The organism is Klebsiella sp. 2019SCSN059 (assembly GCF_021739525.1).
Taxonomy (GTDB): Bacteria; Pseudomonadota; Gammaproteobacteria; order Enterobacterales; family Enterobacteriaceae; genus Klebsiella; species Klebsiella quasipneumoniae.
This window is the reverse complement of the sequence record NZ_JAKKOM010000024.1, coordinates 46,137-70,223: the sequence shown is the minus strand read 5'-3', so window position 1 is coordinate 70,223 and position 24,087 is coordinate 46,137. Positions and strand designations below refer to the sequence as shown.

Annotated in this window: 23 protein-coding genes and 1 pseudogene; 7 read left to right on the top strand and 17 right to left on the bottom strand. The window is 58.2% G+C overall.

Going from position 1 to position 24,087, the window contains the following annotated elements; genetic code table 11:
* Positions 1 to 7: 7 nt before the first annotated feature.
* Positions 8 to 1,456, bottom strand: coding sequence for a DNA recombination protein RmuC (rmuC, locus tag L2I46_RS20935; protein ID WP_236948196.1), 1,449 nt, complete (start codon positions 1,454 to 1,456; stop codon positions 8 to 10).
* Positions 1,457 to 1,589: 133 nt separating this feature from the next.
* The gene (gene udp, locus L2I46_RS20930; RefSeq protein WP_002883419.1) at positions 1,590 to 2,351 is read right to left on the bottom strand and encodes a uridine phosphorylase; all 762 of its coding nucleotides are present in this window, start codon (positions 2,349 to 2,351) and stop codon (positions 1,590 to 1,592) included.
* Between the two features lie 272 nt (positions 2,352 to 2,623).
* On the opposite strand from udp, the gene L2I46_RS20925 reads away from it, so the two are divergent.
* Positions 2,624 to 3,436: a dienelactone hydrolase family protein gene (locus tag L2I46_RS20925; protein WP_023291577.1), complete on the top strand. Its 813-nt coding sequence runs from the start codon at positions 2,624 to 2,626 to the stop codon at positions 3,434 to 3,436.
* Between the two features lie 59 nt (positions 3,437 to 3,495).
* Here L2I46_RS20925 and metE read toward each other — a convergent pair whose 3' ends face one another.
* Complete coding sequence (gene metE, locus L2I46_RS20920) at positions 3,496 to 5,760, bottom strand: 5-methyltetrahydropteroyltriglutamate--homocysteine S-methyltransferase (RefSeq protein ID WP_236948195.1); 2,265 nt, start codon at positions 5,758 to 5,760, stop codon at positions 3,496 to 3,498.
* 231 nt (positions 5,761 to 5,991) lie between these two features.
* On the opposite strand from metE, the gene metR reads away from it, so the two are divergent.
* Positions 5,992 to 6,945 carry an HTH-type transcriptional regulator MetR gene (metR, locus tag L2I46_RS20915; RefSeq protein ID WP_032454519.1) on the top strand — a complete coding sequence of 318 codons (954 nt, stop codon included), beginning with the start codon at positions 5,992 to 5,994 and terminating at the stop codon, positions 6,943 to 6,945.
* Here metR and L2I46_RS20910 read toward each other — a convergent pair.
* The 3 genes from L2I46_RS20910 to pldB form a co-directional block, all read right to left on the bottom strand.
* On the bottom strand, positions 6,833 to 7,732 hold the full coding sequence (locus tag L2I46_RS20910; RefSeq protein ID WP_023291574.1) for a carboxylate/amino acid/amine transporter: 900 nt from the start codon (positions 7,730 to 7,732) through the stop codon (positions 6,833 to 6,835). The two genes, metR and L2I46_RS20910, sit on opposite strands and share 113 nt — an antisense overlap.
* 88 nt (positions 7,733 to 7,820) lie before the next feature.
* Positions 7,821 to 8,621 (bottom strand): sugar/pyridoxal phosphate phosphatase YigL, encoded by an 801-nt coding sequence (gene yigL, locus L2I46_RS20905; protein WP_017899394.1) that lies wholly within the window; start codon positions 8,619 to 8,621, stop codon positions 7,821 to 7,823.
* A gap of 44 nt (positions 8,622 to 8,665) precedes the next feature.
* Positions 8,666 to 9,658, bottom strand: coding sequence for a lysophospholipase L2 (gene pldB, locus L2I46_RS20900; RefSeq protein ID WP_008807942.1), 993 nt, complete (start codon positions 9,656 to 9,658; stop codon positions 8,666 to 8,668).
* Positions 9,659 to 9,767: 109 nt separating this feature from the next.
* On the opposite strand from pldB, the gene rhtB reads away from it, so the two are divergent.
* Together rhtB and L2I46_RS20890 are read left to right on the top strand one after the other, a co-directional pair.
* The gene (gene rhtB, locus L2I46_RS20895; RefSeq protein ID WP_002883411.1) at positions 9,768 to 10,388 is read left to right on the top strand and encodes a homoserine/homoserine lactone efflux protein; all 621 of its coding nucleotides are present in this window, start codon (positions 9,768 to 9,770) and stop codon (positions 10,386 to 10,388) included.
* Positions 10,389 to 10,550: 162 nt separating this feature from the next.
* Positions 10,551 to 11,461, top strand: a pseudogene (locus L2I46_RS20890) (Rpn family recombination-promoting nuclease/putative transposase).
* Positions 11,462 to 11,505: 44 nt separating this feature from the next.
* Here the strand turns inward: L2I46_RS20890 and rhtC are convergent.
* From rhtC to pldA, 3 genes are all read right to left on the bottom strand, one after another.
* The gene (gene rhtC, locus L2I46_RS20885) at positions 11,506 to 12,126 is read right to left on the bottom strand and encodes a threonine export protein RhtC (RefSeq protein ID WP_032454516.1); all 621 of its coding nucleotides are present in this window, start codon (positions 12,124 to 12,126) and stop codon (positions 11,506 to 11,508) included.
* 61 nt (positions 12,127 to 12,187) lie between these two features.
* A complete protein-coding gene (recQ, locus tag L2I46_RS20880) occupies positions 12,188 to 14,014 on the bottom strand; it encodes an ATP-dependent DNA helicase RecQ (RefSeq protein ID WP_032454515.1) in 1,827 nt (608 codons plus the stop codon).
* A gap of 67 nt (positions 14,015 to 14,081) precedes the next feature.
* Entirely contained in the window at positions 14,082 to 14,942 is an 861-nt protein-coding gene (gene pldA, locus L2I46_RS20875; RefSeq protein ID WP_004886777.1) for a phospholipase A, read from the bottom strand.
* 152 nt (positions 14,943 to 15,094) lie between these two features.
* Here pldA and yigI point away from each other — a divergent pair, with 152 nt between their 5' ends.
* A complete protein-coding gene (gene yigI, locus L2I46_RS20870) occupies positions 15,095 to 15,559 on the top strand; it encodes an acyl-CoA thioesterase YigI (protein WP_002883404.1) in 465 nt (154 codons plus the stop codon).
* 48 nt (positions 15,560 to 15,607) lie between these two features.
* Positions 15,608 to 16,504 carry an EamA family transporter RarD gene (gene rarD, locus L2I46_RS20865; RefSeq protein ID WP_023291570.1) on the top strand — a complete coding sequence of 299 codons (897 nt, stop codon included), beginning with the start codon at positions 15,608 to 15,610 and terminating at the stop codon, positions 16,502 to 16,504.
* An 84-nt stretch (positions 16,505 to 16,588) separates the two neighbouring features.
* On the opposite strand, the gene corA is transcribed toward rarD, so the two are convergent.
* From corA to lptM, 8 genes are all read right to left on the bottom strand, one after another.
* A complete protein-coding gene (corA, locus tag L2I46_RS20860; RefSeq protein WP_002883400.1) occupies positions 16,589 to 17,539 on the bottom strand; it encodes a magnesium/cobalt transporter CorA in 951 nt (316 codons plus the stop codon).
* Between the two features lie 150 nt (positions 17,540 to 17,689).
* Positions 17,690 to 17,746, bottom strand: coding sequence for a YsgD/CorL family protein (gene ysgD, locus L2I46_RS29815; protein ID WP_349815745.1), 57 nt, complete (start codon positions 17,744 to 17,746; stop codon positions 17,690 to 17,692).
* A 148-nt stretch (positions 17,747 to 17,894) separates the two neighbouring features.
* Entirely contained in the window at positions 17,895 to 20,057 is a 2,163-nt protein-coding gene (gene uvrD, locus L2I46_RS20855) for a DNA helicase II (RefSeq protein WP_004886784.1), read from the bottom strand.
* A gap of 63 nt (positions 20,058 to 20,120) precedes the next feature.
* Positions 20,121 to 20,837, bottom strand: a complete 717-nt coding sequence (yigB, locus tag L2I46_RS20850; protein ID WP_072421463.1) for a 5-amino-6-(5-phospho-D-ribitylamino)uracil phosphatase YigB — start codon at positions 20,835 to 20,837, stop codon at positions 20,121 to 20,123.
* Positions 20,837 to 21,739, bottom strand: coding sequence for a tyrosine recombinase XerC (gene xerC, locus L2I46_RS20845; RefSeq protein ID WP_044521758.1), 903 nt, complete (start codon positions 21,737 to 21,739; stop codon positions 20,837 to 20,839). Before xerC ends, yigB begins: the two co-directional genes overlap by 1 nt.
* Positions 21,736 to 22,443: a DUF484 domain-containing protein gene (locus L2I46_RS20840; RefSeq protein WP_085551887.1), complete on the bottom strand. Its 708-nt coding sequence runs from the start codon at positions 22,441 to 22,443 to the stop codon at positions 21,736 to 21,738. Before L2I46_RS20840 ends, xerC begins: the two co-directional genes overlap by 4 nt.
* Complete coding sequence (gene dapF, locus L2I46_RS20835) at positions 22,440 to 23,264, bottom strand: diaminopimelate epimerase (RefSeq protein ID WP_002883394.1); 825 nt, start codon at positions 23,262 to 23,264, stop codon at positions 22,440 to 22,442. Before dapF ends, L2I46_RS20840 begins: the two co-directional genes overlap by 4 nt.
* Positions 23,265 to 23,299: 35 nt before the next feature.
* Positions 23,300 to 23,503 (bottom strand): LPS translocon maturation chaperone LptM, encoded by a 204-nt coding sequence (lptM, locus tag L2I46_RS20830; RefSeq protein ID WP_004886794.1) that lies wholly within the window; start codon positions 23,501 to 23,503, stop codon positions 23,300 to 23,302.
* Between the two features lie 138 nt (positions 23,504 to 23,641).
* Here lptM and cyaY point away from each other — a divergent pair, with 138 nt between their 5' ends.
* On the top strand, positions 23,642 to 23,962 hold the full coding sequence (cyaY, locus tag L2I46_RS20825) for an iron donor protein CyaY (protein ID WP_023291566.1): 321 nt from the start codon (positions 23,642 to 23,644) through the stop codon (positions 23,960 to 23,962).
* Positions 23,963 to 24,087 lie beyond the last annotated feature (125 nt).

The window sequence follows — 24,087 nt, the reverse complement described above, 5'->3', positions numbered from 1 at the left end:
ATACGTTTCAGCGTGGCGGAGCCGCCTCCCGGCTGCGCACCGCCTCGGCAGAGTCGGGCGAAAATGCGTCATTTTCCGGCAGGTTATCCTCCTCTTCGAGACGATATTGATCGTCCTGAGCAGTGGCTTGTTCGACTAAATCAGGATTAATCCCGCGCTTGACCTCCACGCCCAACCCGCGAAAAGCCTCCACCTGAGCCAGCAGATTACCGCGCCCGGAAGCGAGCTTTTTCATCGCCTGGCGATAGTTCTCTTGCGCTTTATCCAGACTCTGGCCGATAGCGGACATATCGTCCACAAACAGGCGCATTTTGTCGTAAAGGCGCCCCGCCCGCTCGGCGATCTTCTGCGCGTTGCGGCTCTGGTGCTCATAACGCCACAGATTGGCGATGGTGCGCAGGGCCACCAGCAGCGTCGTCGGGCTGACCAGCATAATATTATTTTGCAGCGCCTCGCTGATGAGCTCGGGTTGACGATCAATGGCCAGCAGAAATGCCGGCTCGACGGGAATAAACATCAGCACATAGTCGAGGGAGCGCAGGCCCGGCAGTTGCTGATAATCCTTGCGTCCCAGCAGGCGAATATGATTACGCACCGAGGCAAGGTGCTCCTGCAGCGCGACTTCGCGGGTGTAGTCGTCCTCGGCGTTGAAATAGCGCTCATAGGCGACAAGGGTCATTTTGGCGTCGATAACCACGTCTTTACCCTGCGGCAGGCGCACGATGACGTCCGGTTGCATCCGCGAGCGGTTGTCGGTCTCGATGCTGACCTGGGTCTGGTACTCATAGCCTTCCCGCAGGCCGGAGGCTTCCAGCACGCGGGTGAGAACCACTTCCCCCCAGTTGCCCTGAGTTTTGTTATCGCCCTTCAGCGCTTTGGTCAGGTTCAGCGCCTCCTGCGCCATCTGCGCGTTCAGCTGCTGCAGGTTGCGGATCTCATGCGCCAGGGTGTGCCTTTCCCGCGCCTCCTGGCCGAAGCTCTCCTGCACCTGGCGGCGGAACCCGTCCAGCTGTTCGCGCAGCGGGGTCAGCAGGCCATGCAGGCTCTGGCGATTTTGCTCATCGACGCGTCGGTTGCTGTGTTCGAAAATGCGGTTGGCGAGGTTTTCAAACTGCTCGCTCAGGCGCTGCTCGCTGTTCACCATCTGGCGGATCTTATCTTCCGCATGCAGCTGGGTGGATTCGAGCCGGGTGGTAACCTCCCGCAGATCGGCCTCCAGCGAGGTATTGATATCCCGCAGGCTGCGCAGCTCGTTGTTCAGCAGCTCGCACTCTTCACGCCAGTGGGCTTCCTGTACCAGCTGCTGACGGGCGGCGCTCAGCTCAATATCCAGCTCTCGCCGCTCCTCGATAAGATCGGCCCGAATTTGATCGGCGCGCGCTTTGGTCGCCAGCCAGCCGACGATTAATCCAGCAGCCAGTGCGATAACCGCGCTGATAATAATGGAGAGATCCACGACGCCCCCTGCGATAACCTGATGACACAAAATAGAATTGTGCTGTACAAACGTCCAGTTTAAAAGGAATTTCCTGCGAGAGGCGACGCAAAAAAAAGGCCGGAGGATCCGGCCTGACAGGGAAAGCGTTGAATTACAGCAGACGGCGCGCCGCTTCCACGACGATTTTCACCGCATGGCTTTCGGTTTGCTTCATGGTTTCGGCGTTAGGGATCTCTTGCTGGGTACGGTTAACGATAACCCCGGCCACCATCCCGGCGCGCAGACCCTGGCTGGCGCACATGGTCAGCAGCGTAGCGGATTCCATTTCATAGTTCATCACGCCCATCGCCTGCCACTCTTCCATGGAGCCTTTGAAGCGGCTCACTACGCGGCCGGAGAAGGTGTCGTAACGCTCCTGTCCCGGGTAGAAGGTATCCGAGGAAGCAGTCACGCCGATATGGGTGGTGGCGCCAATGGATTTCGCTGCTTCCACCAGCGCGGTGGTGCAGGCGAAATCTGCGACGGCCGGGAATTCCATCGGCGCGAAGTGCAGGCTGGCGCCGTCCAGACGAACGGAAGCGGTAGTCACCAGCACATCGCCAACGTTGATGTGCGGCTGAATGGCGCCGGTGGTGCCAATGCGCAGGAAGGTACGCACGCCAAGCTGCGCCAGCTCTTCCACAGCGATAGACGTAGACGGGCCGCCGATGCCGGTGGAGCAGACGATCACCGGTTTGCCGTCCAGTTCCGCGCGCCAGGAGGTAAATTCGCGGTGAGATGCCAGCTTAACCGGCTTATCCATCAGCGCGGCGATCTTTTCCACACGCTCCGGATCGCCAGGGACGATAGCCAGCGTAGCCCCTTGTAAATCGTTCTTGGTGAGGCCGAGATGAAAAACATCAGACTTGGACATAAAAAACTCCTCTGTGGGTCGAATTATCAGCAGAAGCAAAACGGTACTGTACAGAAGCCCCTGGCAACATTTTGTGATGTTAGTCACCAAGAACAATAATGATTGCAGTTGTTTTTCAGTAAATAGTGATAAACATCACATTAACAAGTTATATTCATCGTCACTGAACAAAAGATAGCCGCTTTCAGGCACTGTGCTTTATTACCGCCCGAACTAAAGGTAAAGGGTCTATAGTTACTGATGCGCTAATAAATAAGGGTACGGAGAATACCATGACCACCACCAAGCAACCTGGATTCGCACCTGCAGCCTCGCCGCATGCCGCAACCGCCGTTCATACGCCGGAAGAGCATATTGTCGCCGGAGAGACCTCTATTCCCTCTCAGGGGGAAAACATGCCGGCTTACCATGCCCGCCCGAAAAACGCCGATGGCCCATTGCCGATCGTCATCGTGGTGCAGGAAATCTTCGGCGTGCATGAGCATATTCGCGATCTTTGTCGTCGCCTGGCGCAGGAAGGCTATCTGGCTATCGCGCCTGAATTGTACTTCCGTCAGGGCGATCCGAATGAGTATCACGATATCCCGACCCTGTTTAAAGAGCTGGTTACGAAGGTGCCGGACGCGCAGGTGCTGGCGGATCTCGACCACGTCGCCAGCTGGGCGGCGCGCCATGGCGGCGATGCCCATCGTCTGCTGATCACCGGCTTCTGCTGGGGCGGACGTATCACCTGGCTATATGCTGCCCATAACCCGCAGTTGAAGGCGGCGGTAGCCTGGTACGGCAAACTGGTAGGAGAAAAATCGCTGAATTCGCCAAAACACCCGGTGGATATCGCCGTCGATCTCAACGCCCCGGTACTCGGCCTGTACGGCGCTAAAGACGCCAGCATTCCACAGGACACCGTCGAAACCATGCGCCAGGCGCTGCGGGCGGCCAACGCCACGGCGGAAATCGTGGTCTATCCTGAAGCCGATCACGCCTTTAACGCCGACTATCGCGCCAGCTATCACGAAGAGTCAGCCAAAGACGGCTGGCAGCGGATGCTCGACTGGTTTGCTCAATATGGCGGTAAAAAAGGGTAATCGTCCGAAGCAGGAAAAAAAGGAGGCAAATGCCTCCTTTTTGATTTTTCGGGTGACGATCAGGCAGATTGACGCAGGTTACGCGCCGCTTGCACCATATTCGCCAGCGCGGCGCGAGTCTCCGGCCAGCCCCGGGTTTTCAGGCCGCAGTCCGGGTTAACCCACAGCCGCTCCGCCGGGATACGCTGCGCGGCTTTTTCCAGCAGCGCTTCGATCCACTCCACGCTCGGTACGTTTGGCGAGTGAATATCATATACCCCCGGCCCGATTTCATTGGGATACTCGAACACTTCGAACGACTCCAGCAGTTCCATGTCTGAACGCGAGGTTTCAATGGTGATCACGTCGGCGTCCAGCGCGGCGATGGAGTCCATGATGTCGTTGAACTCACAATAGCACATGTGGGTATGGATCTGAGTGTCGTCTTTGGCCACCGCGGCGTTAAGGCGGAAGGCTTCCACACCCCACTGCAGATAGGCATCCCAATCGCTGCGCTTCAGCGGTAACCCTTCGCGCAAAGCAGGCTCATCAATCTGGATGATGCCGATACCGGCCGCTTGCAGATCCGCCACTTCATCACGCAGGGCCAGCGCAATCTGTTTCGCGATGGTTTCACGGCTGACGTCTTCCCGCGGGAAGGACCAGCACAGAATCGTCACCGGTCCAGTGAGCATCCCTTTCACCGGCTTGTCGGTCAGCGACTGCGCGTACTTCGCCCATTCGACGGTGATCGCCTGTGGACGGCTGACGTCGCCGATCACCACCGGCGGCTTCACGCAGCGGGAGCCATAGCTCTGCACCCAGCCGTTTTGCGTGAAGATGAAACCGTCCAGATGCTCACCGAAGTATTCCACCATATCGTTCCGCTCGGCTTCCCCGTGCACCAGTACGTCTAATCCTAACCGCTCCTGCTCGACGATCGCCTGCTTAATATGTTCCGCAATGCCGGTACGATAATGACTGGCGTCCAGATTGCCCTTTTTGAAGTCCAGGCGCAGGCCGCGGATCTCGGTCGTCTGCGGGAATGACCCGATAGTGGTGGTCGGCCACGCCGGCAGGTTAAAGCGTTGACGCTGCGCCTGAGCGCGAACCTCATAGGGGCTGGCGCGCTGGCTGTCCTGAGCGGTGATCGCCGCCAGCCGTTTTTCCACCGCCGGGTTATGTACGCGCGTCGAATGGCGACGGGCATGGACTGGCGCGCTCCACTCGGTAATCGCCGCAGTATCGCCGCTGTTCAGCGCATCGCGCAGCAGCGCCAGCTCACCGCATTTTTGCAGCGCGAAGGCAAACCAGCTCTTCACTTCCGCATCAAGGCGCGTCTCCACGCTCAGGTCGATCGGGCTGTGCAACAGAGAGCAGGATGTCGCGACCCACAGCTCGCGCTTACCGACGAGGTTTTTAATTTGCGCATATTTTTCGGCGAGATCGGCGCGCCAGACGTTACGCCCGTTGATCAGGCCGGCGGACAGCAGCCAGTCGGCAGGCAGACAATTATGCAGTTCGGCGACATCATCTTTACCGTGGACCAGATCGACGTGCAGCCCCTGGACCGGCAGCGCAGCAATGGTCGCGAGATTGTCGCTAACGCCTTCAAAATAGGTGGTCAGCAGCAGTTTGACCTGGCCCTGCAGGGCGTCATAAGCCGGTTTAAAGGCCGCCAGCCACGCTGGCGGCAGCTCCAGCACCAGCGCCGGTTCATCAATCTGCACCCACTCAATGCCGCGCTTCGCCAGTTCGGCCAGCACCTGCTGATAAACCGGCAGGATGTCATTCAGCAGGCTCAGACGGTCAAACGGTTCGCCTTTCACTTTGCCCAGCCACAGATAGGTCACCGGCCCCAGCAGCACGGGCTTGATCTTGTGGCCCAGCGCCAGCGCTTCGTCCACTTCATCCAGCAGTTGGGTCCAGGTCAGTTTGAACTGCTGGCCCTTCACGAACTCTGGCACCATGTAGTGATAGTTGGTGTTGAACCACTTGGTCATTTCCGCAGCGGCCGCTGGCTCGCCGGTGGGAGCGCGGCCGCGGCCAATGCGGAACAGGGTATCGATATCGACAGAGCCGTCTTTGTTCTGATGACGAGCCGGCACGTTGCCAAGCAGCAGGCTGGTGGTCAGAACATGGTCGTACCAGGCGAAATCGCCCACCGGCAGCAGGTCAATACCGGCCTGCTTCTGCTGCTCCCAGTGACGGGCGCGCAGTTCCCGGCCTACCGCCAGCAGCTCCTCGCGAGTGGCATTGCCCGCCCAGTAGCTCTCTTGCGCTTTTTTCAGCTCGCGGCGCAGGCCAACGCGAGGGAAACCGAGGGTGTGGTTAATAATTGTCATTTTTTGAGCCTCATAATTGCAATCCGAAAGATTTCGGATTTAGGGAAGGCGGCAAACTTGCTCATCCCCAGGAGCTTACTGAAGTCAGTGACTGGGGTGAGGAAGTGCAGCCAACGCACCATAAATTCGAAAGATAAAGTATTTAGCCATCCAGATGTTTACACATCCATAATTGGCAGTTACTGTATATTCCTCAAGCGCAAATTGCTCATGGCGAAGTGAAGGACTTTCATGATCGAAATTAAACATCTGAAAACGCTGCAAGCGTTGCGGAACAGCGGTTCACTGGCGGGCGCAGCGGCTGCCCTGCATCAGACCCAGTCCGCCTTGTCTCACCAGTTCAGCGATCTGGAACAGCGCCTCGGCTTTCGTCTCTTTGTGCGTAAGAGCCAGCCGCTGCGTTTTACTCCTCAAGGGGAGATCCTCTTACAGCTGGCCAACCAGGTGCTGCCGCAGATCGCTCGCGCCCTGCAGGACTGTAACGAACCACAACAGACCCGGCTGCGGCTGGCTATCGAATGCCACAGCTGTATTCAGTGGCTCACGCCGGCGCTGGAGAATTTCCGCGCCCGCTGGCCGCACGTGGAAGTCGACTTCCATTCCGGCGTCACCTTCGACCCGCAGCCCGCGCTGCAGCAGGGCGAACTGGATCTGGTCATGACATCTGATATCCTGCCGCGCAGCGGTCTGCACTACTCGCCAATGTTTGATTATGAGGTGCGCCTGGTGCTGGCGCCTGAGCACCCGTTAGCCATGAAGACGCTGATTACGCCGGAGGATCTGGCCACAGAAACGCTGCTGATTTATCCCGTGCAGCGCGGACGCCTCGACATCTGGCGTCATTTCCTGCAGCCGGCCGGCATTAGTCCCCAGCTGAAAAGCGTCGATAACACGCTGTTGCTGATCCAGATGGTGGCTGCCCGGATGGGTATCGCCGCGCTGCCGCACTGGGTGGTGGAAAGTTTTGAACGCCAGGGTCTGGTGGTGACCAAAACCCTGGGCGAGGGATTATGGAGCCGGCTGTACGCGGCCGTTCGCGATGGCGAACAGCGTCAACCGGTCACCGAAGCGTTTATTCGCTCTGCGCGGAACCACGCGTGCGATCATCTGCCGTTTGTCCGGAGTGCGGAGCGACCCAGCGTCGATGGACCCACAGCGAGGCCAGGATCACCAACGCTCCGCTAATAAAGCTCGGCCAGTGCGGCTGCTCCTGCCAGATGGCAAGGTTAACCAACAGCCCGGCGGGGACATGGACGTTATTCATGATCCCCAGCGTGCCGGCATCCACCTGAGTGGCGCCATAGTTCCACATAAAGTAGCCCAGCCCGGAAGCCACGACGCCAAGCCACACCAGCACGCTCCACTGCAGCCTGGTGGTCGGCAGCTTCTGTGGGTTGCCCAGCATAAACCATGCCGCCACCGCCACGATAAAGGCCCCGACATAGAACCAGGCAAAGGCATTGTGCTGCGGCATCGGTCGCACCTCCATCAGGCGCTTGTAACCCACCATCCCGATGGCGAAGCAGAGGTTTGACAACTGCACCAGTAACAGCCCGGTCCAGAAATGATCGCTGACTTTGTCGTAACGGATAATCGCCGCCCCCAGCACCGCCAGCGCGGCGCTCAGCAGATAGCCCCAGCGTAGTTTACGTCCGCTGAGCAAATCGTAGATCAGCGTGATGTATAACGGGGTAAACACGGTAAACAGCAGGAATTCCGAGACCGTCAGATAGAGATAGGCGCGAAAGGCCAGCAGGTACATGATGCCAAGCTGCATCGCGCCCACCAGCATATAGAGCACGATCGTGCGCGGAGACTGGCCGCGCGTCCGCAGGAAAGGCAGGAACACCAGCGCCGCCAGGCCCACGCGCATCAGCACCGAAAAATAGCTGTCGACGCTACCGGCCAGGTACTCGCCAATCAGGCTGAAAGAAAAGGCCCACAGGATAGTGGTGATAATTAACAGCGCCACAATGGTCGTCTCGTTGGATAAAGAACAGGCATTGTAGCGAAGAGTCAGGTTGACGACTGGACAGTTATTCGCCAGTCGTCAATCTTTGTCAGTCGAGGTACAGCTTACGCAGATAGTGCGGGACCGCATCGTCGGCGTTGCTGCCGATCACTTCCAGCTCCGGATGCAGATCCTTCAGCCGCTGGTGGGCGTTGGCCATAATGCAGCCTTTACCGGCCATCGACAGCATCTCGGCGTCGTTCATGCCGTCGCCGAAAGCGATGCAATCGGACAGACTGTAGCCGAGCATTTTCGCCACCGCCTCCAGCGCATGCCCCTTCGATACCCCGCCCGCCATCACCTCCAGGCAGGTTAAGGTGGAGAAGCTGACGTTCACGCGATCGCCCCAGCGGGCGTTCATCGCCTGCTCAAGCGGCAGTAAATGTTCGTGATCCTCACAGGTAAAGAACACCTTGCTGATCCCCTGCGGATCCAGTTCGCCCGGCTCATACAGCTTGTAGTTAAACACCGCCTCTTTGAAAAAGCGCATCTCTTCCGGGCGATGGCGGTTCATATACCACTCATCTTCCCGATAGACGTTAGTGACAATTTTCGGGTCGTTGCGCACGATTTCAAACAGGTCGGCGGCAATATCGCGGTCGAGGTTATGGGCGAAAATTTGCTGGCCATCGCTATCGTGAACGCGGGCGCCGTTAGAGGTGATCATGTACGACCGGATGCCGAGATTATCGCGGATCTGCCCGACGTCGATGTAGTGTCGGCCGGTGGCGAAGACGAAATTGATCCCACGGGCGGTAAGCAGCTTCAGCGTCTCTTTGGCATACGGGGTCAGGAAATGATCGGGGGAAAGCAGCGTGCCGTCTAAATCAGACGCAACAACCTGGTACATAAAAAAGTTAACCTCTAAGCAGGGCGACGAGCGTTATCGTCGGATTAAGTATGTCGATTGAAAAACTCGACGATGGCATTGAGCGCGACTGAGCGCATAGCGTCCTTTTCAAAAAGGATCTCATGGTATGCCCCTTCAATGACGAGCGGCTTTCCGCCCTCACAGGGATGGCCGGCGGCGGCCCGTAATTCACAATAGCGGTCGTGCATCAGATTATCGACCACCCGCTCCTCTTCCGCCTGCAGCAGCAGCGTCGGGGCCGTATCTTTCTCCACATTCGCCAGCACTTCGTCACCGGCCAGCATGCCTTCGCGCACCCAGTGCCAGGTCGGGCCGCCGACCTGCAGTCGCGGCTCGTCGGCATAGAAGCGCAGGTTACGACGATAGCGTTGTCGACTGTGCGTCAGCACGTTAACGGCAAAAGGCAGCGCCCGCCAGCGTCCGGTGCCGATGGCATACTCTTCGCGAATGCGCTGATGGCCCTCAGCCCAGTCGAGAATATGCCGCACCATCCAGTCCGGCAGCCGAATGATAATCCCGAACATCGGCGCGCAGAGCGCAATGGCATCGCAATGCGCCTGGTAGCGTTGCAGAAAAAGCGTGGCAATCGCCCCGCCCATAGAGTGAGCGAGGATAAACCGTTTTCGCCAGTGGCCCGGGACCACCTGCTGCTGCCAGAGCGCAGCCAAGTCATCAACATAATCGCTGAAGTTAACCACGTGCCCGCGGTGGGTATCAGAGAGCAGACGACCCGAGCGTCCCTGGCCGCGATGATCAATGATCATTACGTCAAAGCCGCTGTGAAAGAGATCGTAGGCCACTTCAGCATACTTCACGTAGCTTTCAATGCGCCCGGGGCAAATCAGCACCAGCCGATCGTTATTTTGCGCGCAAAAGCGAACAAAGCGTACAGGTACATCATCGACGCCTTTAAATTCAGCCTCTTCGCGCTGTCGCCAGAAATCCGTCAGCGGCCCCATGCTAAAGGCCGCAAACGCGTTTTCTCGTGTTTCCCAGTCCTTTTTCTGCCCAAACATCGGGTTTACACCCCTGTTAACCGCTGAAAATCGTTTTTTTGCCGTGTATCACACAATGCTGACACAATAGCGTATTGTGGCATAAAAACAGACAATCAGGGAGTTTCTCATGACCATTGAGTGGTGGTTCGCCTACCTGCTGACATCAATCATTCTCAGCCTGTCCCCGGGTTCCGGAGCGATTAATACCATGACCACCTCCATTAACCACGGTTACCGCGGCGCGGCGGCGTCGATTGCCGGTTTGCAGACCGGGCTGGCCATTCATATCGTGCTGGTCGGCGTCGGCCTCGGCACTCTCTTCTCTCGCTCGGTGCTGGCCTTTGAGGTGCTGAAATGGGCCGGCGCAGCCTACCTGATCTGGCTGGGTATCCAGCAATGGCGCGCGGCAGGGGCCATCGACCTGAATACGCTGGCGAAGGCGCAGACCCGCGGCAAACTGTTCCAGCGGGCGGTGTTCGTGAATCTCACCAATCCTAAAAGCATCGTTTTTCTGGCCGCCCTGTTTCCACAGTTTATCCTGCCCCACCAGCCCCAGGTGATGCAGTATCTCGTTCTGGGCGTCACCACCATCGTCGTCGATATCATTGTGATGATTGGCTACGCAACCCTCGCACAGCGCATTTCAGCATGGATTAAGGGGCCAAAGCAGATGAAGGCGCTGAACAAAGTCTTTGGTTCACTGTTTATGCTGGTTGGGGCGCTGCTTGCCTCCGCCCGTCACGCCTGAATGATGGAATCTCGCTCGCAAAGAGAGGTTCGCCTGGCTGGCGAAGCCATCTCTCTGCGCGAGCCGGCGCGCAAAGCGGGAAATTAATCTTTTTGCCCGCTGTCGACGCTGAGCCCGCCGTGCCAGGATGCCGCCAGAGACGTGATTCACGGATGAACGGCGATGGCAGAAACGGCGACCCCACATGATGCGGTATTTAAAACTTTTCTGTCGCGGGCAGAGACAGCGCGCGATTTTATCGAGATCCACCTGCCACCGTCGTTAACAGCGATCTGCAAACTGGATACCTTCTTGAAGACGATCTCAGGCCCTACTACAGCGATATTCTCTATTCGCTGGAAACCACCCGCGGTAAAGGGTATGTCCATGTTCTGATCGAGCACCAGAGCGCCCCCGATAAACTGATGGCCTTTCGCTTAATGCGCTATGCCGTCGCCGCCATGCAGCGCCATCTGGAGAGCGGCCATAAAACGCTGCCTCTGGTTATTCCGGTCCTCTTCTATCAGGGACGACGCAGCCCCTATCCCTGGTCTATGAGCTGGCTGGATAATTTCGCCGATCCCGAGACCGCCCGCCAGCTCTATAGCGGGGCGTTTCCGCTGGTCGATATCACGGTGATCCCCGACGACGACATTATGCAGCACCGCAGCATGGCGGCCCTGACGCTGGTGCAAAAACACATCCGCCAGCGCGATATGGCGCAATTGCTGGATAAGTTGACCCAACTCTTAATGCTGGAGCAGATGAGCGGACAACAAATCACCGTATTGGTAAACTATATGGCTCAGGCAGGGGATGCCGAGGATACTCGGGCACTCTTATACGGGCTGGCACAGCGCGTGCCGCAGCATGGAGGATTACTGATGACGCTGGCGGAAACATGGCTCGCAGAAGGTATGGAAAAAGGCATCAGGAAAGGCGTACAGCAAGGCATAAAGGAAGGTATAAAGGAAGGCAAACATCAGGCCTTGCTGCAGGTTGCCGAAGCGATGCGCAAACGCGGGATCGATGACGAAGCGATTATGGAAATGACCGGTCTGTCTGAAGACGAGCTGCAGCGGCTTCGCTATTGACACTTTCTCCACCCGGATATAGCCGGGTGGAGCATCGCGCCAGGTTAACGCGAGATAATCAGATGGATGCCGAAGCCCGCAAACAGCGTGCCGGCGATACCGTCGATCCACTTCGCCATCCGCTGATAGCCGCGGCGCATCCCCGGCAGGGCGAACAGGCTGGCAACCACCAAAAACCAGGCTAGCGTCTCCATGATAATCAGCAGAAAAATGCCCCAGCGCGCGCCGGCGCCAACGCTGTCACCGACGAACAGCGAGAACACCGAGCCGAAGTAGATAATCGCTTTCGGGTTCGCCAGATTGGTCAGCAATCCCTTCAGGAAGCTGCGTCCGCTGTGGGCCAGTTCAACCTGCGGTTCTGCCGGGGACACCGCCTCTTTTTTCAACGCGCCGCGCAACATCTGATAGCCCATCCAGCACAGGTACAAGCCACCGCCGATCATAATGATGTTGTGCAGCCATGCCATTCTGGCGAGGATCAGGTTCAGGCCGAGCAGCGCAACCCCCGCCCAGATCATTACGCCGCAGGTGATCCCCAGTACGCCCATCATCGCCTCTCTGCGCGAGCGGCTGATGGCCGTTTGTGAGACAAAGAAAAAATCCGGCCCCGGGCTCATTAGCGCAATGATATGCACCAGCGCCACGGTGAGGAAAAGCATCAGCATAGTTAACTCGCAGGAAAATAATGAAGAGGATAACTATTCTGGCACTTTTATAGCCAGCTGACTACTCATCGTCGCCATCGACATGCGACCGGATCAGCGCCATAAACGGCTTGCCGAAACGCTCGAGTTTACGTGTCCCTACGCCGTTGACGCTGAGCATTTCTCCAGCGGTTAGCGGCGACTGCTCCGCCATCTCAATCAGCGTCGCGTCGTTGAAGACCACGTACGGGGGAATGTTTTCTTCATCGGCAATCGCTTTACGTAACTTGCGCAGCTTGGCAAACAACTTACGATCGTAATTACCGCCGAAGGATTTCTGCATCGCCTTCGGCTTCAGCGCCACGATACGCGGTACGGCAAGCTGCAGCGGAACGTCGCCGCGCAGCACCGGGCGTGCGGCTTCGGTCAGCTGCAGCGCGGAGTGCTGAGCGATATTCTGCGTCACCAGCCCAAGGTGAATCAGTTGGCGGATCACGCTCACCCAGTGCTCGTGACTCTGTTCCCGGCCGATGCCGTATACCGGGAGCTTATCGTGGCCCATCTCGCGGATGCGCTGATTGTTGGCGCCACGCAGGACTTCCACCACGTAACCCATCCCGAAGCGCTGGTTGACCCGATAAATAGTGGAGAGCGCCTTGCGGGCGTCCATTAAGCCATCATACTGCTTCGGCGGATCAAGACAGATATCGCAGTTACCGCACGGCTCCTGACGTCCTTCGCCAAAGTAGTTCAGCAGCACCAGACGACGACAGGTCTGGGCTTCAGCAAACGCCCCCATCGCGTTCAGCTTATGCCGTTCGATATCCTGCAGCGGTCCGGCGGGCTTCTCTTCCAGACAGCGGCGCAGCCACGCCATGTCCGCCGGATCGTAAAACAGCATCGCTTCCGCCGGCAGGCCGTCACGCCCGGCGCGGCCGGTCTCCTGATAGTAGGATTCAATATTGCGCGGGATATCAAAATGCACCACAAAGCGGACGTTCGGCTTGTTGATGCCCATCCCAAAGGCCACTGTCGCCACCACAATCTGCAGATCGTCGCGCTGGAATTTCTCCTGCACGTCGGCGCGCACGTCGTTTTCCAGGCCGGCATGGTAAGCCGCCGCGCTGATGCCGCGGCTCTGCAGACGCGCGGCGGTATCTTCCACTTTCGAACGGCTGTTGCAGTAGATAATGCCCGATTTGCCTCGCTGATCCTGGACGTAGCGCATCAGCTGGTCGAGCGGCTTGAATTTCTCCATCAGCATATAGCGGATGTTCGGCCGGTCGAAGCTGCTGACCTGAATCAGCGGATCGTTAAGTCCCAGCAGACGGACGATATCGCGGCGGGTGGTGTCATCGGCGGTGGCGGTCAACGCCATAAACGGGATCTGCGGCATCCGCTGACGCAGCTGGCCCAGCGCGGCATATTCCGGGCGGAAGTCATGGCCCCACTGGGATATGCAGTGCGCTTCGTCCACCGCCAGCATCGCCAGATTCCAGTTCGCCAGATGCTCAAGGAAGTTGTCGAGCATCAACCGTTCCGGGGCGATATACAGCAGACGAACCTGCCCGCTGCGGCAGCCGGCCATCACGTCCTGCTGCTGTTCGCGGCTTTGCGTCGAGTTCAAACAGGCCGCCGCCACGCCGTTGGCCAGCAGCTGATCGACCTGATCTTTCATCAGCGAGATCAGCGGCGAGACCACGACCGTCAGGCCGCCCATGACCAGCGCCGGTACCTGATAACACAGCGACTTGCCGCCACCGGTCGGCATAACCACCAGGCAGTCACGGCCCTCGAGCGCCGTCTCGATAATCGTCTCCTGGCCAGGACGGAACTGCTGGTAGCCGAAGGTCTCTTGTAAAACCTGCTTAGCCAGCGATTCCTGATTTAATACTTCCGCCTGTGCCACGTTGACCCCATTTGCCTGAAAAGAAAACAGGCGCTATTTTCAGCGCCTGCGAGCCAGAGTGCAACGATTAAAACAGATCGTTAAGCATTAGCCCGACGCCGACGCGCGTTTGATTAAAGTTGTAGTCGATAAGCGATTCGCCGTAGCCGCTGTAGATCTGGGTGTAAGCGCGAACATGTTTGGTGATGGGATAGCTCACCCCAAGTTCCGCCCCGCCGTAGCCAGTATTCCAGTTGTATTGCCCCTGCGCGCTAAGTATCGCCTCGCCCAGCTGGTAGCCCACCTTCAGGCGGTAATAACCCATATATTTGGTGATGTCTGGGTTATCATCGGTGCTGCCCACCACATACCAGGGTTTCACTTCCACCAGCCAGTTGCCATTTTGCGCCATCAGGCGGGCATAAAGCCGGTTCCAGCTGCGTGAGGTGGGATCGGAACGGCCATTCGAGTCGTGGTTATATCCCATTTCGATATCGCGCAACGTCCAGCCGGCAAACTGATAGTCGGTCGCAAAGCCAAGAAACAGCTGGGGTTCGTAGTTGGTTTCGCGAAACGGCGCCGACTCTTTGCTGTTGGAGAGCTGCCACCAGGATTTCTGGGTATAGGACGCGCCGAGCAGCGAATTATCCCCCAGGATGCCGCGCCACAGCGGGAAGGCGAGGCTCAGCTGAAATTTCACTTCATCTTTACGGGCATTTTCGGCCCAGTCATAGCTGCGAATCGCCTCTTTATTGAGATCGCTGGTCCACGTGTAGAGCAGATAGTTGCTTTCATAAGGGTAGAGCAGAAAAGGATTATCATGATCCTGTAGCAGGTTGGCGATAATACTGCCGCGCACTGCTGGTTTGTCGTGTACCGACGCATCCTGCGCCATAACACCAGCCGGTAGCGCGCACAGCGCCGCCAGGCAGGCCAAAGAGATACGCATGCTGGTCTCCTGATAAATAGTTTTTATTTTTGTTTAACCTGAAGACATTCTACCTGTTTATTAATCCCCTGCCCCCTAATCCACTCCGAAAGTGGAAATCAATATTTTAGAAGCATAAAATCAACATTTTATTAACGAATGGAACCGGTGTTATGTCCGAACTTACTGCCGAAGCAGCTCTGAAACTGGTGGGGGAGATTTTCGTCTATCACATGCCGTTTAACCGCGCCCTCGGCCTCGAACTGGAGCGCTATGAAAAAGCGTTTGCCCAGCTCAGCTTTAATAATCAGCCGATGATGGTCGGCAACTGGGCGCAAAGCATTCTGCATGGCGGAGTGATCGCCTCCGCGCTGGACGTCGCCGCAGGGCTGGTCTGCGTTGGCAGCACCCTTACCCGCCATGACACTATCAACGAAGAAGAGCTGCGCCAGCGGCTTTCCCGCATGGGAACCATCGACCTGCGCGTGGACTACCTGCGTCCGGGCCGCGGCGAACGTTTTACCGCGACCAGCACCCTGCTGCGCGCCGGCAATAAAGTGGCGGTAGCCCGTGTGGAACTGCATAACGAAGCGCAGGTATATATTGCCAGCGCAACAGCGACCTATATGGTGGGTTGATTGGCCAAAATCGAGTAACATCACTCTCTTTGGCAATGGATTTTACCGATGGATGCGAAACAGACGCGGTTGGGGATTATTCTGGCCCTCGCCGCCTACTTTATCTGGGGTATCGCGCCGGCGTACTTCAAACTTATCTACTATGTTCCCGCCGATGAAATTCTGACCCATCGCGTGATCTGGTCTTTCTTCTTCATGGTGGCGCTCATCAGCGTCAGCCGCCAGTGGCCGCAGGTGAAAAAGCTGCTGAAGACGCCGCGCAAGATCTTCCTGCTGGCGCTCTCTGCAGTGCTGGTCGGCGGCAACTGGCTGCTGTTCATCTGGGCGGTGAATAACCACCATATGCTGGAAGCCAGTCTCGGCTACTTTATCAACCCGCTGGTGAATATTCTGTTAGGGATGATTTTCCTTGGCGAACGTTTCCGTCGCCTGCAGTGGCTGGCGATGATCCTCGCCTTTTGCGGTGTACTGGTGCAGCTCTGGACCTTTGGTTCGCTGCCGATTATCGGCCTTGGGCTGGCCTTCAGCTTTGCCTTTTATGGTCTGGTGCGCAAGAAAATCGCTGTCGATGCGCAGACCGGCATGCTGGTGGAAACGCTGTGGCTGTTGCCGGTGGCGGCGATTTGGCTGTTCGGCATCACCGACAGCCCCACCAGCCATATGGGGCAGAACCCCTGGTCGCTCAATCTGCTGCTGATGGCGGCGGGCGTGGTGACCACCATCCCTCTGCTGTGCTTCACCGGGGCGGCAACGCGTCTGCGGCTCTCCACGCTGGGCTTTTTCCAGTACATCGGCCCAACGCTGATGTTCCTGCTGGCGGTGACGTTCTACGGCGAAGTGCCGGGCAAGGATAAAATGGTCACCTTTGGCTTTATCTGGGTGGCGCTGGCGATATTCGTGATGGATGCGGTGTATACGCAAAGACGGGGGCGTCGGAGCCAGTAGATTGCCGGATAGCGTCTATGCCCTATCCGGCTTACAAAAGTCCAGCACCCAGGCCGGATAAGCGAAGCGCATCCGGCACAACAACTACAGCCAGTTTTTACGCTTGAAGTAGAGATACGGCGCCAGGCCGGCCAGCATCATAAAGACGATCGCCCCCGGGTAGCCGAAGCTCCAGTGCAGCTCAGGCATAAATTCAAAGTTCATTCCGTAGCTGGAGGCCACCAGAGTTGGCGGCAGGAACACCACCGACACCACCGAGAAGATCTTAATGATGCGGTTCTGTTCGATATTGATAAAGCCCATCGCCGCCTGCATCAGGAAGTTCACCTTCTGGAACAGCGATTCGTTGTGCGGCAGCAGGGATTCGATATCGCGCAGGATCTCCCGCGCCTGCTCCAGCTGGCCCGCCGGCAGGCGCGCCTTACGCACGAGGAAGTTCAGCGCGCGCTGGGTATCCATCAAACAGAGGCGGACCTTCCAGCCGATATCTTCCAGTTCCGCCAGCGTCGACAGCGCTTCGTCGTACTCATCGCCCTGGTGGCCTTCCATAATCACGCGGCTCAGCTTTTCCAGGTCGCTGTAGATGTTTTCTATCTCATCCGCCAGCTGTTCGATTTTGGTCTCGAACAGATCTAACAACAGCTCGTAAGCGTTGCCGTCCACCAGCGTCTGGTTACGCACGCGCATGCGGTAGAGGCGAAAAGCCGGCAGTTCACGCTCGCGCAGCGTAAACAGGCGCCCTTCGCGGATAGTAAACGCCACGGTAGAGTTACCCGCGTGATCGTCGGCATCTTCGAAAAAGAAGAAGGAGTGGATATGTAACCCGTCTTCATCTTCAAAGAAACGTGCGGAGGCTTCGATATCTTCCAGTTCAGGGCGCGTCGCCAGGTTCTGACCCAGTTCCGTCTGCACGCGGCTTCGCTCATCATCGTCAGGCTCGACCAGATCGACCCACACCGAGCTGGCGAGGTGCTTGATCTCATCGGCTTCCAGGCGCGTTAAACGATTGTTTTCCAGTTGAAATGCGCTCAGCATGACCGGGACTCCCAATGCAAAAAAATTATCGGACAGTTCGGTGGGCACACAGAAACAAATTGGGTTTCAGACCATTAAGCCTGACTCAGCGCGACGGGAATGGGGCAGGTCGCTGACAACCGCTAAGGCTATCAGCATAAGAGGATAGCCTTAGGAGTTGTTCCTGAATGACAGGAAGTTGAGCCAGCATCTACTGGGTGTGTCCAAGGCGAATGTCCTCTTAGCGTAATCGTGCGCGCATGTTACGCCAGCGCAAAATCGGCGTCAACACGCAACGGAACGCGAAAGCGCAAAACAGGCGCCTTAACGTATAAAGGTAGCAGAATATTACAAAATAATGATATTTTTCTTAAAGTTACACTTCCTCGAGCCGGGCGTAAGCCGCTACCAGCCATTTGATCCCCTGACCCTGAAAAGCCACCTGCAGCCGGCTGTGCTCGCCGCTGCCTTCGAGGTTGACGATGGTGCCTTCGCCGAACTTCGGATGTCGTACGCGCTGGCCTAATTTGTAGCCGGTATCGCTCTCGGCAATCGGCGCGCCCAGTCGCTGATGGTTTACCGGGCGGCTTACCGTGGCCCGCAGACGCACCTCTTCTACGCACTCCTGCGGCAGTTCTCCAATAAACCGCGACGGGCGATGGTAAACCTCTTTGCCGTACAGACGGCGGGTTTCCGCGTAGGTCAGCGTCAGCTTCTGCATGGCGCGCGTCACGCCAACGTAGGCCAGACGACGCTCTTCTTCCAGGCGGCCGCCTTCATCAAGGGCCATCTGGCTTGGGAACATCCCCTCTTCGACGCCGACGATGAACACCTGCGGGAACTCCAGCCCTTTCGCCGAGTGCAGGGTCATCAGCTGAACCGCGTCCTGCCAGGTGTCCGCCTGCCCTTCGCCCGCTTCCAGCGCGGCGTGGGAGAGGAACGCCTGCAGCGGCATCAGATCTTCATCTTCTTCGTTGTAGCTGAACTGGCGCGTCGCCGTCACCAGCTCCTCTAAGTTTTCAATACGGGTCTGGCCCTTCTCGCCTTTCTCCTGCTCGTACATCGCGCGCAGCCCGGAGTCTTTAATCACCCGATCGGTCTGGACGTGCAGCGGCATATCGGTGGTCTCCTGCGCCAGCGCGTCAATCAGCTCCATAAAGCGCTGCAAGGCGCTGGCGGCGCGACCGGCCAGCGCTTTATCTTTCAGCAGCTCGCGGCTGGCCTGCCACAGCGTCAGCTGACGATCGCGCGACGTCTGGCGCACCACGTCCAGCGTGCGGTCGCCGATGCCGCGGGTCGGCGTATTGACTACGCGCTCAAACGCCGCATCGTCGTTACGGTTGGCGATCAGACGCAGGTACGAGAGCGCATCTTTGATTTCCTGGCGCTCGAAGAAGCGCATGCCGCCATAGATGCGGTACGGCATGCTGGCCTGCAGAAGCGCCTCTTCCAGCACGCGCGACTGGGCGTTGCTGCGATAGAGGATGGCGCACTGCTCCAGCGCCCCGCCGTTCTCCTGCCAGGTTTTTATCCGGTTCACCACGAAGCGTGCTTCGTCGAGATCGTTGAAAGCGCAGTACAGCGAGATCGGCTCGCCGTCGGCGCCGTCGGTCCAAAGCTTCTTGCCCAGGCGACCGTTGTTGTTTTCAATCAGGGCGTTGGCGGCGCTGAGGATGTTGCTGGTCGAGCGATAGTTCTGCTCAAGGCGGATGGTTTCCGCACCGGGAAAATCGTTAAGGAAGCGCTGAATGTTCTCGACCTGCGCGCCGCGCCAGCCGTAAATCGACTGATCGTCATCGCCGACGATCATCACCTTGCCGGTATCGCCCGCCAGCAGGCGGATCCAGGCGTATTGAATGTTGTTGGTATCCTGGAATTCGTCGACGAGGATATTGGTGAAACGCTCGCGGTAGTGCTGGAGAATATGCGGCTTATTCAGCCACAGCTCGTGGGCGCGCAGCAGCAGTTCGGCGAAGTCCACCAGCCCGGCGCGATCGCAGGCTTCCTGATAGGCCTGATAGACCTTCTGCCAGGTCTGCTCGACCGGGTTGCCGTAGCTCTGAATATGATGCGGACGCAGCCCTTCATCTTTCTGGCTGTTGATGTACCACATCGCCTGACGCGGCGGCCACTGCTTCTCATCGAGGTTCATCGCCTTAATCAGACGCTTCAGCAGGCGCAACTGGTCTTCGCTATCAAGGATTTGGAAATCCTGCGGCAGGTTGGCGTCCAGATGGTGCGCGCGCAGCAGGCGGTGGGCCAGGCCGTGGAAGGTGCCCACCCACATGCCGCCCTGGGTGGTGCCCATCAGCTGGCCGATACGATGGCGCATCTCTGCCGCCGCTTTGTTGGTAAAGGTCACCGCCATAATAGAATACGGCGAGCAGTTCTCCACGCTCAGCAGCCAGGCGATACGGTGCACCAGAACGCGCGTCTTACCACTGCCCGCCCCTGCCAGCACCAGCATGTTGGTGCGCGAGGCCGCTACGGCTTCACGCTGTTTGTCATTGAGGCTGTCGAGCAGGTAAGAAACGTCCATTGGCACCGCCGGAAGAGAAGGGGTTCCACGAACCCCTGTTAATATATACAGAGTGACTGGTGATTATATCAGCGAGGTCAGAGATGCCAACCGTGAAATTTCAATATGCGGCAGCAGGCGGCTGTCCGCGGTGTGCATCAGGTCCGCGCCTTGCGGTTTGATCCAGCATGCCTGCATGCCACAGCGCAGCGATCCGGCGACGTCAGTGGTCAGGTCATCGCCGACGTGCAGAATATGCCCGAGCGGTAAGTTCAGGCGCTCCGCCGCCAGATGGTACATGTCGGCAAACGGCTTGGAGCGGCCATCCGGCCCGGCGCGCAGCACAAAGCGGAAATAGTCGCTCAGGCCGAACAACTCTGGTCGGGCGTTGCCGTTGGTAATCGCCACCAGCGGCCACTTCTCCGCCAGCTTCGCCAGCGTATCGTGGGTCTCCTGCGGGACATCGACGCGGCTGCGCCAGCGGGCGAAGTGTTCCATCGCCGCATCGGCCCCCGCTTTCGCCGCGTCGGCGGAGAGGCCGGCGTTACGCATGCCTAACTCCAGCGCACGGTGGCGCCAGACGGTCACGTCGTGATAGATCTCAGGCTCGGATGCCAGCAGCGTCTGGCGCAACTGATTAAGCTCATGGGCGTCGAACTGGCTGAGCGACGGATGGTAGCTGCGCACAAAAGCCAGCGACTCGTGCATCGTCCGGTCAATTACCGGGCGGTTATCATAAAGGGTATCGTCCAGGTCAAACGTCAGCGCGGAAATCTGGCCCAGAGGTCGGTAAAAACGCATTATTTCCCCCGTTTTGCGCGCGGATGCGCGGCATCGTACACCGAGGCAAGGTGTTGAAAGTCGAGATGGGTATAAATTTGGGTGGTGGAGAGGTTAGCATGCCCCAACAGCTCCTGCACACCGCGCAGATCGCCGCTGGACTCCAGCATATGAGTGGCAAAGGAGTGGCGAAGCTTGTGCGGATGCACATGGCTGTTCAGCCCCTGCTTAATGCCCCACTCGGCGAACCGCTTCTGTACGTTGCGCGCCGAAATGCGCTTGCCCAGTTTCGACAAAAACAGCGCGTCGTCGTCGGTACCGAACAGGCCGCGTAAATCCAGCCAGTGCTCAATCCACATCACGGCGTTGCGACCGATCGGCAAACGGCGCTCTTTGCTGCCTTTGCCCATCACCCAGACCTCGCCGCTTTCGAGATCGAGATGTTTGATATCAAGGTTGACCAGCTCGGACAAACGCAGCCCCGCGCCGTACATCACCTCCAGCATCGCCCGGTCGCGCACCGCCAGCGGATCGTTGAGATCGATATCCAGCAGCCGATTGACGTCATCGACATCGATATTTTTCGGCAGGTGACGGGGAATTTTCGGCGCGGCGATCCCTTTCGCCGGGTTGGCGCTGAGCTCGCCCTGGCCGACCAGCCAGTCGAAGAAACTGCGCAGCGCCGACAGGCGAAGCGCCAGGCTCGCCGGGCCTAACCCCGCGCGGCGACTGCGCACCGCAAAGCTTCGCACCTGAGCGGCATCGCACTGCGACCAGCTTTTCAGACCCGCCTCATCCGCCAGGGCGATCAGCGCGTCCAGCTGTCGCTGGTAATTCAGTAACGTGATCGGGCTGAGCTGGCGTTCAACGCCCAGGTGGCGCAGAAAGCGGGAGACGGCGGAGAAGAGAGGAGAATCGGTCATGCGCGTTCAATCCAGCGCTCCAGCAGGCCGGGCAGCATCTGGGCAATCTCCTGCAGCAGCTGCGTCCCCTGTCCTGGCTGATAATGCTGCGCATCGCGGCTGCTAAAGAGCATCACGCCGGGGGCATTATCGCCGCCCAGCAGCGACATCGCCACTGACCCAATGGCTTTCGCCTCCGGCAGCACCACCAGCAGCTCCGGACCGTTGAGCGACCCAAGGTAGTGGCGCGCCTGGCCCAGACGTTGAATACGGATCGGCTCAAACGCCTGCCGGCTTAACGCCAGATGGGTAAACTTCGAAGGCGCGCCGAGGCGCCAGCTGTCAGGGAACAGGCGCACCGTGGCGCCCGCCAGCCCCAGCTCGCGCGCCCAGCGGTGAAGGCGGTTGAGCATATCGTCGAGGCTCTCCGCCGCCGCCAGCCGCGTTTGCAGCTGCAGCAGGCGCTGGAACAGGCTTTCATTGGCGACCGCCTGCTCCATCAGCAGCGACATATTCTCTTCCAGCACATGAATATGGTTACGCGCCCGCATCATATGCCACTCCACCAGCGAAATCGTACCGCGTACCGGATGCGGGACGCGGAGGTGTTCGACCTGGGCGGCATTACGAATAAAAAATTCAGGATGTTGCAACAGATAGTCCACCACGGCGCGATCGTTCAAAGCGCTGGCGACCTCCTGTTGTTCTTCCCCGATTGGTTTCATAAATGAATAAATCCATCATAGACATGGGCCGCCGGGCCGGTCATAAACAGCGGCTGGCCCGGGCCTTTCCAGGCGATATCAAGACGACCGCCGGGTAATTCCACACGTACCGTTTCAGCGAGCAGCCCCTGCTGGATCCCCACCGCCACCGCGGCGCAGGCGCCGCTGCCGCAGGCCTGAGTTTCCCCGGCGCCGCGTTCGTAGACGCGCAGACGGATATGGGACCGGCCGACCACCTGCATAAAACCGATATTGGCGCGCTCCGGAAAACGCTCATGGCTTTCCATTACCGGGCCGAGGGTTTCCACCGCCGCCGTATCCACATCATCCACCTGAATAACGCAGTGCGGGTTCCCCATGGATACCACGCCGCACAATACTGTCTGCTCGGCGGCACGCATGATATAGGTCTTTTCCGCTTTGTTGGCGCGGAACGGCACCTGGGAGGGCTCGAAGTTGGGCTCGCCCATGTTCACCCGCACCAGATCGTCTTCCGTTACGCTTAATACCATACGGCCGTTGGCCGTACTCACGCGGATGTCACGTTTATTGGTCAGGCCTTTCAGCCGGACGAAGCGTGCGAAACAGCGCGCGCCGTTGCCGCACTGCGACACTTCGCTGCCGTCAGCATTAAAGATCCGGTAATGGAAATCCAGATCCGGATCGTAGGGCGGCTCCACCACTAACAGCTGATCGAACCCGACGCCAAGGTGGCGATCCGCCAGGCGGCGAATCAGCTCCGGCGAGAAAAAAACATTCTGCGTTACCGCGTCAACGACCATAAAATCGTTGCCAAGGCCATGCATTTTAGAGAACTGCATCATCTACTCCAGTTGCGCGGAACAGAACGTTATCATTAGTAATTGACCTGGCTCGGACCACCGGTATCGCCACGATCGTTACGATCCGGCGTTGAGCTCTGAATGCCCGGGTTAACCGGTTTGGTCGGCGGCGGCGCAGTTTTGTCAGCCGGCGGGAAATAGAGAGGCCCTTTCAGACCGCAGCCGGTCAGGCTGAAGATCGCAAACAAAACGGCAAGCGTAGGAAAAACGTTTTTCATTGATAGTTGCCCGTGATTCATTCTTTCTGCTTTCTATCATCGCAGGAGAAGGCGTAAAAGCAAGCCTTTAGCATCTGACTGCGCGCGCTTTTGTTTCGCGCTATACTGCCGCCAATCTCAAAAATGCGGGACAGAATCATGAATGACAGTGAATTTCATCGCCTTGCCGACAGCCTGTGGATGACCATCGAAGAACGCCTGGACGACTGGGACGGCGATAGCGACATCGACTGCGAAATCAACGGCGGCGTGCTGACCATCAGCTTTGAAAACGGCAGCAAAATCATTATTAACCGTCAGGAGCCGCTGCACCAGGTATGGCTGGCCGCCAAACAGGGCGGCTACCATTTCGATCTCAAAGGCGACGAGTGGATCTGCGATCGCAGCGGCGAGACCTTCTGGGATCTGCTGGAGCAGGCGGCAAGTCAGCAGGCCGGTGAGACGGTGAGATTCCGTTAATGACGTGTTTCCCGGATGGCGGCGCATCGCGCCTTATCCGGGCTACCCGACGTCTTAGAACCGTAGCCCTGCTAAGCGCAGCGCAAGCAGGGAATATCTCCGGATAGCGGCTCACGACTTATCCG

What these genes read in the sequence shown, in the direction of transcription:
- L2I46_RS20925 (WP_023291577.1), top strand. Translation starts at nt 2,624, where the DNA reads ATGACCACCACCAAGCAACCTGGATTCGCACCTGCAGCCTCGCCGCAT.
- yigI (WP_002883404.1), top strand. Translation starts at nt 15,095, where the DNA reads ATGTCCGAACTTACTGCCGAAGCAGCTCTGAAACTGGTGGGGGAGATT.
- rhtC (WP_032454516.1), bottom strand. Translation starts at nt 12,126, where the DNA reads ATGCTGATGCTTTTCCTCACCGTGGCGCTGGTGCATATCATTGCGCTA.
- metR (WP_032454519.1), top strand. Translation starts at nt 5,992, where the DNA reads ATGATCGAAATTAAACATCTGAAAACGCTGCAAGCGTTGCGGAACAGC.
- uvrD (WP_004886784.1), bottom strand. Translation starts at nt 20,057, where the DNA reads ATGGACGTTTCTTACCTGCTCGACAGCCTCAATGACAAACAGCGTGAA.
- dapF (WP_002883394.1), bottom strand. Translation starts at nt 23,264, where the DNA reads ATGCAGTTCTCTAAAATGCATGGCCTTGGCAACGATTTTATGGTCGTT.
- metE (WP_236948195.1), bottom strand. Translation starts at nt 5,760, where the DNA reads ATGACAATTATTAACCACACCCTCGGTTTCCCTCGCGTTGGCCTGCGC.
- udp (WP_002883419.1), bottom strand. Translation starts at nt 2,351, where the DNA reads ATGTCCAAGTCTGATGTTTTTCATCTCGGCCTCACCAAGAACGATTTA.
- xerC (WP_044521758.1), bottom strand. Translation starts at nt 21,739, where the DNA reads ATGACCGATTCTCCTCTCTTCTCCGCCGTCTCCCGCTTTCTGCGCCAC.
- yigB (WP_072421463.1), bottom strand. Translation starts at nt 20,837, where the DNA reads ATGCGTTTTTACCGACCTCTGGGCCAGATTTCCGCGCTGACGTTTGAC.
- L2I46_RS20840 (WP_085551887.1), bottom strand. Translation starts at nt 22,443, where the DNA reads ATGAAACCAATCGGGGAAGAACAACAGGAGGTCGCCAGCGCTTTGAAC.
- yigL (WP_017899394.1), bottom strand. Translation starts at nt 8,621, where the DNA reads ATGTACCAGGTTGTTGCGTCTGATTTAGACGGCACGCTGCTTTCCCCC.
- lptM (WP_004886794.1), bottom strand. Translation starts at nt 23,503, where the DNA reads ATGAAAAACGTTTTTCCTACGCTTGCCGTTTTGTTTGCGATCTTCAGC.
- pldA (WP_004886777.1), bottom strand. Translation starts at nt 14,942, where the DNA reads ATGCGTATCTCTTTGGCCTGCCTGGCGGCGCTGTGCGCGCTACCGGCT.
- cyaY (WP_023291566.1), top strand. Translation starts at nt 23,642, where the DNA reads ATGAATGACAGTGAATTTCATCGCCTTGCCGACAGCCTGTGGATGACC.
- corA (WP_002883400.1), bottom strand. Translation starts at nt 17,539, where the DNA reads ATGCTGAGCGCATTTCAACTGGAAAACAATCGTTTAACGCGCCTGGAA.
- pldB (WP_008807942.1), bottom strand. Translation starts at nt 9,658, where the DNA reads ATGTTTGGGCAGAAAAAGGACTGGGAAACACGAGAAAACGCGTTTGCG.
- rarD (WP_023291570.1), top strand. Translation starts at nt 15,608, where the DNA reads ATGGATGCGAAACAGACGCGGTTGGGGATTATTCTGGCCCTCGCCGCC.
- rhtB (WP_002883411.1), top strand. Translation starts at nt 9,768, where the DNA reads ATGACCATTGAGTGGTGGTTCGCCTACCTGCTGACATCAATCATTCTC.